Genomic DNA, 14,281 nt, shown 5'->3' with positions numbered 1-14,281 from the left:
GCCAATATGCCCCAGATCCCAATATTCTTCATTTTATTCAACTCTTTGATAGACCCGTACATAGTCCAATATGAACTGATGAGAGTCCCATGAGGTATCTATTCCTTTTGCACCTCCCCAGCCCCCGCCAACAGCTAGGTTTATTATAATATTCTGCGGCTTATCAAACGGCCATTCCAATTCGTTGGCATTTTTATCGTAAGTAAAATAGTACTCGCCGTCAAGATAGGCGTCGATTCGATCCGGATGCCATTCAATGGTGTAAGTATGGAACGCCTGAAACATGCTGTCCACTTCAATTTCAGAGCCGATCTGATTCCCTTGTTTGAAGTAATAAGCGCGTGTATGACAGGTCGCATGATTCAACCCTTTCCCCGTTGTGTCATTAATCTCATACCCGACACATTCAAGGACATCAATTTCCCCACAATAAGGCCAAGAGATTTCATCTCGATATGCTTCGCCAAGTAACCAGCCAGCCGCCCAGGTTCCTTCTCCAGGTGGCGCTTTTGCTCTGAACTCGACCTTCCCGTATTGAAAAGCAACCTTCCCTTGTGTCGTTAATCTCGCCGAAGTCCAAGGCTGCCCCATGTCGTTTTGATGGGCTTCGATGACAAGAACGCCATCCTCCTGGCGTGCGTTTTGTATGCGGTCAGCCGTATAGTACTGAGGTTCATTATTCCCCCAACCCCAGTTTCCAATATTGTAGGACCATTTACTTGTATCCGGGAGGCCATCACCATCAAACTCATCGCTCCACACGAGTTTCCATTTTTCACCTTCCATACTCTGAGTAAGAATTGAAGGGCTATCCATTCGTTCTTGAATAAGTTCGAATCCTATGGATCTCAATTGAACATCTCCTCCTTCAATATGCAATCGAACCTGATGTGCGCCGGTATCTAAGGGACAGCCATCAACAAGCACAGGGATGTCCCATTGCCCGGGTTTTATACTACCGGTAATGTTATATGACCGGCCATCAATATTGTAGATATAATCTTCTAACCAGAAACGAGAGCTATCCGTTCCAGACACATCAAATGAAATACGATAACGACCCGATACGGGAACGGTAAACTCAAATTCTAGGTCTTCCCCTGCGTTTAAACTGATAACCGAGTCTCCCAATTCATTTCGTATGTCTGAGGCGCCTAAGCTCCAAGCCTTCACATTATCGTCTACCTCTATTGATACTTCTTTCGAAGTAGGTGATTGACAAGCCGTAAGGATCGTCAAACCGACCCATAATAATACCCTATCCCTTCTCATGATTTTACCAGCTTCTTCTCAAGCTCTTCCAAAGACACGCCTTTGGTCTCCGGGATAACTCGAACTATGAATATTAATCCGGCCAAAGCGAAAAGGCCATAAATAAAAAAGGTCATAGAGCTTCCTAGAACTTCAAGCTCCCATGGGAATATCCACTGAACCAAGAAACTTACAGCCGAATTGATCAGGCCAACGAAGGAAATGGCTATTCCTCGAATTTTATTTGGGAATAGCTCTGAGAATAACACCCACATTACCGGTCCTATAGAGATCGCGAATGAGGCTACGAAGGCCAATATCGCTGCAAGTATTAGAATTGTATTCAAGTTAATACTCGCCTTAAGGAGAGCCGGTTTTTGCTCTGTAAAAAACGATGCTCCGTTTTCTAGAGCTTCAACTGCACTTTGAAAGCTTGCCTCAGAATTGAAGATCTGCCCTTCCAAATCATATAGTGCGGGCAGAGCTTCTTCAAAGATGGCTAAGTCAGATGAATCCAGGCTATATGTTGCGGAGCTGAAACCGTATGCTAGAACGAACATCGAAAGTACGATTCCGGCAACCCCAAAAGTCAACAGGGGTTTCCGGCCAAGTCTATCTATGAAAAGTATGGCTAGAATGGTAAAGAGTAAGTTTACCAACCCTACCAGAATAGCCTGCATGAAAGATGTGTCTGTACCCAATCCGCTTTGCTCAAAAATCATAGGAGCATAGAAGAAGACCGAGTTTATTCCCGTGATCTGCTGAAGGATCGCAACAACAATTCCTATGGTGATCACAAGACGCATAGCCGGTTTAAAGAGGTCCTTGAAGCTCCCTTCAGATTTATCCACATCTTCGGAAATTGCCTTGGTAATGCGGTCAATTTCATTTCGCGCTTTTTCTGGCTCATTGAATCGCGCTAAAACAGCCTCCGCCTCACTGATATTCTCATGCATCAAGCACCAACGCGGACTTCTGGGAACAAAGAATAATCCCAAATAGTAAAGAACTGCAGGAATCGTTTCTAAGCCCAGCATCCATCGCCACTGGTGTTGATCGATCCCCAAACTCTTTGCCCAGGAGTAATCGGTTTGAGCATATTGAAGTATGGCATAGTTGGTAAAGAAGGCCAGAGAAATTCCAATGACAATGTTGAGCTGATTAAAGGACACTAATCGACCTCGCAATTCTTTTGGTGAGATCTCGGCTATATACATTGGTGCCAATATTAAGGAAGCGCCTACTCCAAAACCACCGATCATTCGAGCAATGACAAGAAGTAGGAAGGTTGGAGCCAAAGCCGAACCTATCGCCGAGATTGCGTATAGTATTGCTGCCCACCTCAATACAGTTCTTCTACCATGCTTATCGCTAATAGGTCCTGCGATCATCATAGCCAACGTTGAGGTCAAAGTCAATGAAGCTACCGACCACCCAAGCTCGAGCTTTGTGAGTTCGAACTCGGGTTCAATGAACTTCACAACCCCGGAAATGACCGAGGCATCAAATCCCATCAAAAGCCCCCCGAGGGCTACGATAAGGGCGATGGACATAATTGCTCTATTCTTCATAATCAAGAGTTAAGAAAAGTACCACCATAGTGCGAATACCAGGATGACTACTAGTACAGTGTGAATAATGTGGGATAGCGATTTGCTTTGTTTGGATGTTGTAGAAATAGGGCCTATTCTATCTTCTTCAGGAAAAGTACGATAGCTAACAAGAACCAGTACTGCGCTCGAGATCAAGAAGAGCAATAGAGCGAAAAGCAAAAAATTGATCTCAACGAACCATTGAACCAATCCTGACCAATTTTTTTTGCTCAACTCCAAAATTAAGCGCAACGCTCCTAGCACCGCTCCAGTCAACAGGGCATACTTTGCCCCCCTGGCATTCAACCTCTTCCAGAAAACACCAAGCAAGAAGACCGATGCAATGGGCGGAGAAATATAGGACTGCAAGCTTTGAAGTTTTTGAAACAAGCCTCCTTCCAGTAGCTGTAAAACCGGGATCCACGCTATACCTAAAATTACTAGTCCGGCCGTAGACCATCGACCTACGGCAACCAAACGCCTCTCTGTTGCCTCGGGAAAACGACGCTGGTATACATCCAGTGTGATCAGAGTAGAGCAAGAATTGAAAACCGAACTCAACGAACTCATAAGGGCTGCTAATAATCCTGCAACCACAAGTCCGCGGAGACCGGTCGGCAAAAGCTGCATGGTTAAAAGCGGTAGTGCAGCATCGTAAACCGGCTTACCGTCCTCTATGGGAAATTGAATGATAGCATTCGGACCAATAGATAATTGATACGCGATTACACCTGGAACTACGAATAAAAACAAGGGTAGAACTTTTAAATAGGCAGCAAATATGCTTCCCTTTCGGGCGTGATCAAGATTACGGGCCGCGAGGACGCGCTGTACAATAAACTGATCCGTACACCAATACCAAATACCCAGAATAGGAGCTCCAAAAATGATTCCAGTCCAAGGAAAATCGGGGTGATCCATTGATCGCCATAAGTTCAGATACCCCGGTTCTGCTGTTGACACCAGGTTTTCCCAACCCCCTAGCTTGTCCAACCCAATGAATGTGATCGCAATAGAGCTACCCAAAAGAATGAACATCTGAACCATGTCGGTATATACCACCGCTTTTAATCCGCCAAAAAGCGTGTATATCCCCGTGGCTATAACCACGATGATCGCCCCGAACCAAAAATCAATATCCAACAAGGCCTTGAATATTATACCGCCTGCCATAATGGTCAACGCGATCTTGGTCAGAACGTAGCCGATTATCGAAATCCAGGTGAGATAAGACCGAGCCCAAGAGTTATACCGCTTCTCCAAAAATTGGGGCATTGTGAAGATCCCTGTACGGAGATAAATAGGAACAAACACCCAAGCAAGTATCAGGAGCATAAAAGAAGCGAGCAGTTCAAACTGGGCCACGGGAAAATCACCAGAAGCCCCCGCGCCTGCTAATCCTACCAAATGCTCGGACCCAATGTTCGAAGCAAAAAGCGATGCGCCTACGATGAACCAGGATAAATCGCGACCTCCGAGAAAATAGGCATTACTATCAGAGTCCAAACCGCGTTTACGATCCTTCAAATAAAGAAATAGGAATATGCCAAATATGAGTAAGAAATAGGCGGCAAGTACAGAATAGTCGTATGCATTAAAGTTCGCCCCCATATAGCCTCCTTATAACTCGAATGAAAAGCCCTTCGCAATGAGCTCGTCGTAACGTTCCTTGTCAAAAGAGTACAAGCGGCCCGGACGATGAGGAACATCTTGCTCCGTTTTCCCAGTATCTACGAGCAGATTCATCGAAAGAATCTTCTTGCGAAAGTTTGCTTTATCGAATTTCTTGTTCAGCAAAACTTCATATAGCCTTTGCAAAGCTCCTAAAGGAAAAGTACGTGGCAATAATTCAAAGCCCACAGGCTGATGCCTCACCTTGGCTCTTAATGTCTCTAGGGTTTTACAAATGATCTCTCCATGGTCAAAGGCGAGTTGAGGTAGATCTTCAAGCGAATGCCAATGCGCGTTCTTTGCCCAAGATGAACTCTTTGGGTTGTAGTAATTTATGTTCACAAGGGCGTAATACGCAATCGTGATCACTCGGCCAAGCGGATGGCGATTCAGCTGACCGAAGGTACGTGCTTGCTCCATATAAATATTACGGAGTCCTGTTAGATCACTCAATACTCTATTCGCACCGGCACCCAGATCCTCATTCGGATAAACGAGATCCCCCGGAAGCGCCCATGCATCCTTATAGGGTTCGGCATCACGCTGAATGAGCAACACTTTAAGGTCTTCGTTGTCAAATCCGTATACCGCACAATCAACAGAAAACGCAGTTTGAAAGAAGTCCTCAATCGGTATGGAGTAAATATTATACTCCTCAAGTATTTTTTTGGGGCCTACGTTTGCGATAGCATCGCTTTTTTTAATTGTATCAGACACACTTTATATCTTAAAGAACACTATCTTAAGGGGGTAAAAAAAATCGAATGGAGTTGGAAATGTAGGAACTTTTGGTGAATAATACCATAAGTTTTTATAAATTCACTATCCCTAACACCCACTGAGTAAGTAATTGAAAACCTAAATCTTATGAAGAGAATACTACTTTTTGTCCTTTTCGTTCCTGGTTTACTTCTAGCTCAAACGACACACAACGTGACGTTTAAGGTAGATATGAATCAGTACTACGGGGCGTATGGCACCGTATATGTAAACGGTACGTTTAATTTTTGGGCGGGAACGGCAAATCCGCTTTCTGATACAAATGGTGATGGAATTTGGGAAGCTGTTCTCCCGATTGCAGATGACACTATTGAGTATAAATTCACCTTGGACGGCTGGACCTTCCAAGAAGAATTTCCTCCGGGCGAACCGTGTACAGTTACAAATAGTGGTTTTACGAACAGAAGCCTGATTTCTGCGGTCGATACTGTCTTGGATGTTGTCTGCTACAATTCATGTTCGGCGTGCCCAAGCCCTATCCAAGATCAAATAGACCTTCCGGTTACACTTGACGATCCGATGGTGAGCAATATCGTCACACCGTTTGGAGGACTATTAACTTCAGTTGTTGCTGATCCTGCGGGAGGTTCTAACATGGTGTTGATGGCAAATAAACCAGTCGGATCGCAGTTGTGGGCCGGTGTTACTTTTGGTGACCCGGGTGGCTTTGCAAACCCTGTCCCTTTCACACCAGCAACGAGTGAAATGACCGCAATGGTCTATTCCCCTGATTCAGGTATCGTGGTTCGACTAAAAGCTGAGGATGCTTCTAATGCTGGAATCAGCGTTGAAACAGATGCAATGACGACTACTTCCAACGCATGGGAAACCCTGACTTTCGATTTTACCAACCAATCATCGGGTACGGCAGCCATTGATTACAACAATACCTACGACAAGCTTTCGATCTTCTTCAACTTTGGAGTAGACGGCGCTACCGCAGGCGATAAGACGTACTACTGTGATAATGTCATGATGGCGGCTCCACCTTATACGCCTTCACCTTGTGGCGACTTGTTCTTCTCTGAATACATAGAGGGTTCGAGTAACAACAAAGCTCTGGAGATTTATAATCCTACGGGAAGTCCTATAGACCTCTCGAACTACATGGTCTACCAAATCACGAATGGTGGATCATTTATCAACCCTTTCCAGCCAACCGGAATGATCCCAGCTAACGGGACGTACAATATGGTGAACGACCAAGCAGTGGCTGCACTTACCGGCGTAGCCGACACTTTACTCGCTTTTCCAAGCGTAGTTCACTTCAATGGTGATGATGCTGTTTTGCTCGTCAAAGGATCCGATACACTTGATATCATCGGTGTACCCATGGTAGACCCCGGAAGCGATTGGCCTGTTGGGTCGGGAAGTACCGCCAACCACACGCTCGTGCGTATGACAAGTGTCGATATGGGCGAAACTGACTGGGCCGTAGGCGCGACTCAGTGGGATGTTTATCCACAAGACACATATACCGACTATGGAATGCACACGAGCAGCTGCCTCGCGAATCCTTGTGTGATCAGCATGCTTCCATTTACAGAAGACTTTGAAAATGGTTTCCCGGCGTGTTGGGATACCACACAAAATGCCGGATCGGTCGGATTCCTCCACGGTGATGCCACCTCCTTGAGCTCTGCGTTCTTGACCTTCCCGGCCCACACGAACTTCATGGCTAGCAATGACAATGCGTGTAACTGCGACATGAGCAACGACCTCTTGCGCACTCCACAATTCGATTTAACGAATTACGCAGGACAATCACTCGAATTGAGCTTTGAATACTTCAACAACCAAGAGTACGGCTCGTACGGTACTGTCTGGTATTCGATGAACGGAGGCCCGCTCATGTTCCTCGACTCCATGTCAGAGACCCTTACATCAGGTGCATGGGAAAGCATGTCCCTGGACGTAAGTGCCACGGCCGGATCAGATTCTGTGGTATTCGTCTTCAAGCACGACGACAGTGGTCCGGGAAACTGGGCGGACGGTGTTGCCATCGACGATGTAACTGTTGACGTAGGCGCATTGACAAGCGATATTACCTTCCAAGTCGATATGAACGCCTACGGCTCTGCGTTCGGGTACGTGAACGTAAGCGGTACCTTCAATAACTGGTGTGGTGATTGCGCGCAAATGTCTGACTCGAATGGAGATGGCGTTTGGGAGTTGACCATAACTGATATTCCTAACGGACCTATCGAATTCAAATACAGCATCGACAACTGGGCTACGGATGAGACTCTTACCCCAGGTATGTCATGTGTGGTAACCAACGGTGGTTTCACTAACCGCTATCTCGATGTACAGGGTGACCAAATCATTCCGGTTGTTTGCTATGCAAGCTGTTCTGCCTGCCCAGCTAACCCGATTAACGTTGATATCACCTTCCGGGTCGATATGGACGGTTATACAGGAGGTGCATATACTGATGTAAATATCAACGGTACCTTCAACGGATGGTGCGGAGGTTGTGCAACCATGACCGATGCTAATAATGATAACGTTTACGAGATCACCGTTTCGTTCACGAGCATCATTCCTGGCGATACTATCGAGTGGAAATACACCGTTGACGGTTGGACAGATCAGGAAAGTTTGACCGATGGTGCTCCTTGTACCTTGACGACGATAGACGGTGGAAACACCTTCATCAACCGTATGCTCGAATTACCTTCAGCGGACATGACCATGCCAGTAGTTTGCTGGAATGAATGTGGCGCATGTTTTATCGGACTCGAAGAAGAGGAGGGTGCATTCAATATGTTCCCGAACCCAACCAAGGATCAAGTGACCTTGACTTGGAATTCGGCAGCAGAACGCACGATCCGAATCATTGATGCCCAAGGCCGTATCGTTCAGGTGTGGACTACCTCAGCGAACGACACCGAGGTAACTTTGGATGTTTACGGCCTCACGGCCGGATGGTACACTGTAGCGATCGAATCTGCTTCAGACTACCAAGTTGAGCAACTTATCATTCAGGAGTAAAAGTCATAGACCCAGACTTAGTGTAGAGTTTCTGAACAAAGGCCCGGCTATCAGCCGGGCCTTTGTGTTATTCTTCTATCTCAACATCGTCCGATGCCGCGTATTCTTCTAACTCCGATTCGAATTCAGGTGCGCACCATTGAAAGCGCGCGGTTTTCATGTAGTTTTCCATTACCAACTGACTTTATATGAAACAACGGGCAACAACGGAAATTGGTACCCATACTCTATACTTTGCGTATCGCTGTTGTAGTATTCGTAGACGACCGCTTCATTTGCAGTCACGTTCTGCACATCGATCTTGAACTCTGAACTCCACTTCGCATACGACCGGCGAACACCCACGGCCAAATCCCATTTGAATACGGCATCTCCTTTAGCACTGTAGTCATCATCCGACCAAACCGTTCCATCCTCTGCGATGCTCGCCTCCAAATCGACCGGTTTATACCACTGACCTCCCGTCAAGGCGATCTTCGTATTCACGAATAGCGTGCGGTGCTTCTCTTCTTTGTCCAATCGCAATTCCTTTCCACCCAACACATTAAAAGTGAACTGTCCATCGAAGACCGTATTCCGTTCAACACCATCAAACGGCGTAAAAAAGGATCGATAAAGCGAAGCAGTAGCCATGTAGTAGTAATCGCCAACGAAATCACGTCGCAAACTAACGTCGAGACCGTAGTTGCGCCCCGTACCGTTGTTCTCCATGTCAACGATCGAAAACCACCCCCAACTGTTCAACAAGGAATACTCCGGATCATCGGCCCCTCCACCGGGCACTTCAAATAGATTCTGGTAATACACTTCAGCAGTAAGATGCGAATGGTCGCCCAAACGTTGCTCCAAACCCAAAACGAAATGTGCACTTTTGGTCGGCTTCAAGTTTTCATTGGCCTTACCGTACTGCCATCTGGCTGCACTTCCTCCGCTAAATACATGCTCACGGTCTCCAAACGCGAGTGTACCCCGGCGCCAAAACTCCATTGGCGATTGTCATTCTCGAGGTACGATACACTTGCACGAGGTTCAGGAGAAATAGACTGGTTCAAATCGAAGTACAAAGCATGCATGCCAACTACAGTCTCCCAACGTGCTCCCCATTGCTTTTTCCAACCCACAAAGGCCTGCATAGAAGCCGATTCACCATTCGACCTCAATGTCGGCTCGAGCAGATCGGTGTCCTCATCAAAATAGTCGGACGGCAAACCGTAGTGCATCTTAGTATACCTAGCCCCGTCCTGTAATTTGCTGCCGGCATCGAACTTGTGATGGTAAATACTTTGGCCAATGATGTTGTACTTGTGTATTTCGCTCTGGTAAAGCAGGTCCAATCCGTAAATATCGTCCCATTGCTCCTGATAGTCGTCGGACTGTTCACGACCGGTTACCGCCAAAGTGTTCTTAAAATATCCGCGATCTCCGGTAACCCACGTATGGTTAACACCTATTACCCTCATCTTGGAGGTCATGTACGAACTCCAAGACTCCTCAGTCTCAGCTTCATCGGAATATCCAAGTTGCTCAATGTGACTGTAACCACCCATACCAAACAAACTCACGGCATGATGCTCATTCAAAGGCAAGTTCACTTTGAAGGCAGCATCCTGATACTCGGGAATTCCTCCAAAATCCAGGAATCCTAAATTGCTGATCAAAGCCAAGGTCGAATAACGATAATTGACCAAGTAACTCGCCTGTCCACCCATGTTAAAAGGACCCTCAGCGGTCAAATCCGTACCCAACACACTCAAGGTGGCCGAATACTGGCGGTCTTCCACGGTCGGATTCCTCAGTGTCATGTCCATGACCCCACTCAGGGCATTTCCGTACCGCGGCGCAAATGCCCCTGTGTAAAAATTGGACGTTCCGAGCACCTGACTATTCAAAGCGTTGATGGGCCCGCCAGTATACCCCTCGTCGGCGAAGTGATTCGGATTAAAGATCTCCACACCTTCAAGACGCCACAAGACTCCCTTTGGTGAATTCCCTCTCACTATGATGTCGTTGTTACCCTCGGCACCCGAAGTGACCCCCGCGAAAGATGTGACCATCCGAGCCGAATCGTCGATGGCTCCCGCAATTCGTTTCGTTTCCTCAACAGTAATGACCCGGCCACTCACCATGACCATTTCATCGGTAGGCCGTTCAGCCGAGGTCCGGGTGGTCAGTTCAACCTCTCCCAATACCTCGGCCGACTCGACCAGCGCAACATCTAAACGAACCGCGTTTCCGGAAGTCACGATCACATTCGGAACCACCTTGGTTCCATATCCGATAAAGGAGATCTCGACGGTATGGCGACCCACGGGTACATCAGCCAAGGTAAAACGGCCCGATGCATCGGTCACCGCACCGCGCGGTGGATCCACCGACGTCAGCACCACATTGGCGCCTACAAGGGGCTGTTGTGCGCCGGGGTCCGTGACGGTCCCTACGATCTGTTGGGTGACCATCTGGCCGTAGGCCGAAAAAATCAATAAAATGAAAAAGGCAAGCGTTAAGTGTTTCTTTGTTGTCATTGCGCTATAGTTTTTGGTTTTCTATAGCTAGGACAACCTCGCGGCGTTCTACCCCTATGCCCGGTTGGTTTTTTATGGCCCTACGGGCCGATGGTCAAAACCGCACGCCCACGTTCCAACCGATCCAGCCGGTGGTCACGATTCCCTGACCGTTGTATTCAAATATCGCGTTGCTGGGGACTTCCGGGTTCCCGTATTCACCCGTTTCGTGATTCAGATAATCGGTCACGTAGGTATGGAGCACCGGACCGCCGTAAATGCTCAGGTGGTCTGCGAATTCCACGCCCAGGTTTATACTGAAATCGCCCATGGCGTTGATGTTTCCGCTCCAACGGTTATTCGTAGTCATGGCGTTACCCACGGCTTCGAAATTGATGAATACCCAATCGTTGAAATGCCACTGGCTCCCCAAACCATATCCAACAGTCCACTGCGGTTGCTGACCATTGAGCCGGTAGCCCAATCTGAAGATGTTGTAAAGGGGTTTGGTTCCCGTAACGAATCGCACCCCGAGCTGATTCCATTCGTTGTACTGGACATCGAGGGTGTGAATGCCGTTCTTGATGAAGGTGAACAGGCCAAAGGCCGCACCGCTGTGGAGACTGTTGACAACGTTCACCAAGCCAAGCTGAAAACCGGTCAAATTCTCCGACACATTCACCAGGCCGATCTGAGCTCCTTTGAACTCGCCATAGGTTTGGTTCACGATTCCCGCGATCTGAACTCCGTGCATTTTGTTGTAGCTCATGTTGGAGATCCCGGAGATCTGCGCTCCCCTGACCTCTTTAGATACTTTCGAGATTCCTCCGATTTGAAGCCCCATAAAGTCTTCGGTAACGTTGGCAATACCTCCAACCTGAAAAGCCAAGGCATGATCCACCTTGTTGAAGATCCCTCCTACCTGAACACCACTTAGGCTATCCGTCCGGTTGTAGATGCCACCGATCTGAACACCCGTAGTTCTGTTGCCGACCACGTTGCCGATACCGCTAATTTGCGCCCCGTACATATCGTGCCGATTAATATTGAGCAATCCTCCCAACTCAAACCCTCGAGTACCGCCCGTGTATCCTGCCAACACGTTAAAACTGAGGTTATTTACGATCTCGCCACTCAAACGACCGTTGGTACTGAGCCCCGGTACAAAGGAGCGTTGTGCCGTTTGGATCTGATCGAAGTTCACGTTCTCCAGAAAACTCCAGTCGATCGCAGGTCTAAACCACTTCACCAACTCCATGCTATCGACCCGTGAGTAGGTTACGGGCTGAGCACTGTCCGGAGTCAGTGATACGTTCAAGGTCTGCAGTTCACGTACATTTACCGCGATCACGGTATCGCGATAGTTCCGCTTGCTCACCGCCACAAAAACGGTGCTGTCGGGTGAGTCTACGTTCAATGCATAGGTTCCGTCGCCACTCGAGGCAGCCACATTGCGCAGATCATCGACCCGGTAGATCGTGGCTCCGGTAAGTGCTTGCCCCGTCGAGGCATCCACGATTTGACCATCGATTGCTACAGCGGAAGCTATGGGCGCCTCACTCGCCGGTACGATCACTACGAACCTTCCGCGACGCAGAACTTCGTATTCGCGTCCGACCATATCCCGGATAACCACTTTCAGCCGCTCTTCATAAGCCGAATAGGTGATCACTCGGTCGACATCGACCCGGGAAGGACTATAGGAGAGTCTGAAATCAACTTCCTGACTCAAATTGTCGAGGGCGTTTTCCAGTACCACATTCTCGTACCGAACGCTCACCCTTTTGTTGAGCAAATCCTGCCCAAAAGCTGATCTAGTAAAAAAACTACAAATAGTAGTCCAATTACAATTCCGGCGAGCAACCCGCTCCTTCGATGATCCATGTTGTCGTTTCTTTGCGCACCTCGAGATTTAGCGTAGCTGCTAATACTTCTACGATATCTGCGATCTGTTGATCGTTGAAATTCGCAGTGAGTCGGCAATTGGCCAGCAGCGGATTCGCCAAAACGAGGTTCGATTGATAATTGCGATTAAGGGTCGCAACGACCTCATCGAGTGGTGTACGTCGAAAATCAAGTGAGCGGTTACTCCGGAAGAAGGCATCGGGCTTCTGCCGCTGAGGCACAATAACCCCGGTACCACGATCGAATCGCACGGCATCTCCAGGGGTCAACCGGAGCGTGTCACGCGAACTCATCACAGCAACCAATCCCTCGGAGACCGCCACCGACACAAAGCTCGAGTCGGGATAAGAATTCACGATGAACTCCGTCCCCAACACTTCAATGGTCAGCTCAGCAGCCTGAACGCGGAATGGCTTTTCCGGATTCTTCGCTACCGTAAAACGAGCCTCTCCTTCGAGGACCACTGCGCGTTCTCGGCGGCCAAAATCATTGGCCACATACAATTTTGCCGATGGTTTCATCGCCATCTCCGAACCGTCTTTCAACGACTCAAATCGTACCGAGTCCACTGCGGACACCTGCTTGGACCAGTCGTGATAATCGGCAGGCCGGCTCCGCAATGCGTCGCGTACGAACCAAACCGTAGCAAAAAGTACCACTACCGCCGCGGCAATACGCCACATCGGCAAGGTCCTCACCTTGTTACTTCGGCGCTCGATCTTGATCACCGGAGGCTCATCGCTGTGCATCCGAGTTCTCATTCGAGCCCAGGCCCTATCAACATTGGGTTGCCAATCACTTGTTTTCGAAGCATCCCACATCTGCCGAAAATGCTCGTAGGCTCGGACATTTTCCTCCGAGACCTCCACCCACAACGCGATCTCCCGATCTTCGGCACCGGTGGTCTCGCCCGCCAATTGCTTGGCCACGAGATCGTACATGATATTTTCAGCTCCTTCGTGCGACATCTTCACTTATATGACAACCCGGTGAACTTCTACCCCTATCTGAACGATCAAATAGATGACCCCGGTCGCTCCAACGAGCAACAGCGGCATACAATCGGACAGCTCTTCGCGCAAAACACGAAGGCCTTCCCATCTGATTTTCAACGGTTTTGACCGAAATTCCGAGCTCCTCGGCGATCTGCTGGTACTTTAACCCTCCAAATCGACTCAACTCAAAAACTTCTCTACATTTTTCCGGAAGCTTGGAGATGGCTCCGTCAATTCGGCACTCCAGTTCATTCACTTCAGCTGAATGATCTTCCTCTCCTTCAATGGCCGGATGCGTATCGGCATAAGCCGCGCGAACGTTCATGTGCTTGATGTGATTCAGACATGCGTTGCGGACCGATTGATACAAATACGGTTTAATGGCCGTGCGAAGCTCTATGCTCGAAGCCGATTTCCAAACCTTGAAGAACACATCCTGAACCAAATCCTCACTCTGGTCCGTATCCCGCGTGTAGCGATGAGCAAAACGGCACAAGTCCGCATAGTGAGTGCGGAAAACCGTTTCAAATGCCGATTCGTCACCCTGCTGGATGCGCGGCCATAGGTCCTGAAAAGAGGGGTCGGACATACG

Annotated in this window: 10 protein-coding genes; 1 reads left to right on the top strand and 9 read right to left on the bottom strand. The window is 48.3% G+C overall.

Annotation, left to right across the window (positions count from 1 at the left end; translation table 11 throughout):
• Positions 1 to 33: 33 nt before the first annotated feature.
• The 4 genes from J4F31_02515 to J4F31_02500 are packed head-to-tail and all read right to left on the bottom strand — an operon-like array spanning position 34 to position 5,231.
• Entirely contained in the window at positions 34 to 1,272 is a 1,239-nt protein-coding gene (locus J4F31_02515; GenBank protein MCE2495443.1) for a family 16 glycosylhydrolase, read from the bottom strand.
• Positions 1,269 to 2,822 carry a sugar porter family MFS transporter gene (locus J4F31_02510; protein ID MCE2495442.1) on the bottom strand — a complete coding sequence of 518 codons (1,554 nt, stop codon included), beginning with the start codon at positions 2,820 to 2,822 and terminating at the stop codon, positions 1,269 to 1,271. Before J4F31_02510 ends, J4F31_02515 begins: the two co-directional genes overlap by 4 nt.
• Before the next feature lie 9 nt (positions 2,823 to 2,831).
• On the bottom strand, positions 2,832 to 4,454 hold the full coding sequence (locus J4F31_02505; protein ID MCE2495441.1) for a sodium:solute symporter: 1,623 nt from the start codon (positions 4,452 to 4,454) through the stop codon (positions 2,832 to 2,834).
• Positions 4,455 to 4,463: 9 nt separating this feature from the next.
• The gene (locus J4F31_02500) at positions 4,464 to 5,231 is read right to left on the bottom strand and encodes an NUDIX hydrolase (protein ID MCE2495440.1); all 768 of its coding nucleotides are present in this window, start codon (positions 5,229 to 5,231) and stop codon (positions 4,464 to 4,466) included.
• A gap of 150 nt (positions 5,232 to 5,381) precedes the next feature.
• Here J4F31_02500 and J4F31_02495 point away from each other — a divergent pair, with 150 nt between their 5' ends.
• The gene (locus J4F31_02495) at positions 5,382 to 8,288 is read left to right on the top strand and encodes a lamin tail domain-containing protein (protein MCE2495439.1); all 2,907 of its coding nucleotides are present in this window, start codon (positions 5,382 to 5,384) and stop codon (positions 8,286 to 8,288) included.
• Positions 8,289 to 8,459: 171 nt separating this feature from the next.
• Here J4F31_02495 and J4F31_02490 read toward each other — a convergent pair whose 3' ends face one another.
• The 5 genes from J4F31_02490 to J4F31_02470 form a co-directional block, all read right to left on the bottom strand.
• Positions 8,460 to 9,173: a hypothetical protein gene (locus tag J4F31_02490; GenBank protein ID MCE2495438.1), complete on the bottom strand. Its 714-nt coding sequence runs from the start codon at positions 9,171 to 9,173 to the stop codon at positions 8,460 to 8,462.
• Positions 9,170 to 10,810 carry a TonB-dependent receptor gene (locus J4F31_02485; GenBank protein ID MCE2495437.1) on the bottom strand — a complete coding sequence of 547 codons (1,641 nt, stop codon included), beginning with the start codon at positions 10,808 to 10,810 and terminating at the stop codon, positions 9,170 to 9,172. Before J4F31_02485 ends, J4F31_02490 begins: the two co-directional genes overlap by 4 nt.
• Before the next feature lie 94 nt (positions 10,811 to 10,904).
• The gene (locus tag J4F31_02480; GenBank protein MCE2495436.1) at positions 10,905 to 12,569 is read right to left on the bottom strand and encodes a hypothetical protein; all 1,665 of its coding nucleotides are present in this window, start codon (positions 12,567 to 12,569) and stop codon (positions 10,905 to 10,907) included.
• 64 nt (positions 12,570 to 12,633) lie between these two features.
• Entirely contained in the window at positions 12,634 to 13,662 is a 1,029-nt protein-coding gene (locus J4F31_02475) for a FecR domain-containing protein (GenBank protein MCE2495435.1), read from the bottom strand.
• Positions 13,643 to 14,278: an RNA polymerase sigma-70 factor gene (locus tag J4F31_02470; GenBank protein MCE2495434.1), complete on the bottom strand. Its 636-nt coding sequence runs from the start codon at positions 14,276 to 14,278 to the stop codon at positions 13,643 to 13,645. Before J4F31_02470 ends, J4F31_02475 begins: the two co-directional genes overlap by 20 nt.
• Positions 14,279 to 14,281: the final 3 nt, after the last annotated feature.

This window comes from Flavobacteriales bacterium (assembly GCA_021296215.1).
Classification (GTDB): domain Bacteria; phylum Bacteroidota; class Bacteroidia; order Flavobacteriales; family ECT2AJA-044; genus ECT2AJA-044.
This window is presented reverse-complemented; position numbering and strand designations above follow the sequence as displayed.

Excerpts from the sequence above, each read along its gene's own strand:
- J4F31_02515 (MCE2495443.1), bottom strand. The coding sequence starts at position 1,272 with ATGAGAAGGGATAGGGTATTATTATGGGTCGGTTTGACGATCCTTACG.
- J4F31_02510 (MCE2495442.1), bottom strand. The coding sequence starts at position 2,822 with ATGAAGAATAGAGCAATTATGTCCATCGCCCTTATCGTAGCCCTCGGG.
- J4F31_02505 (MCE2495441.1), bottom strand. The coding sequence starts at position 4,454 with ATGGGGGCGAACTTTAATGCATACGACTATTCTGTACTTGCCGCCTAT.
- J4F31_02495 (MCE2495439.1), top strand. The coding sequence starts at position 5,382 with ATGAAGAGAATACTACTTTTTGTCCTTTTCGTTCCTGGTTTACTTCTA.
- J4F31_02485 (MCE2495437.1), bottom strand. The coding sequence starts at position 10,810 with ATGACAACAAAGAAACACTTAACGCTTGCCTTTTTCATTTTATTGATT.
- J4F31_02475 (MCE2495435.1), bottom strand. The coding sequence starts at position 13,662 with ATGTCGCACGAAGGAGCTGAAAATATCATGTACGATCTCGTGGCCAAG.
- J4F31_02470 (MCE2495434.1), bottom strand. The coding sequence starts at position 14,278 with ATGTCCGACCCCTCTTTTCAGGACCTATGGCCGCGCATCCAGCAGGGT.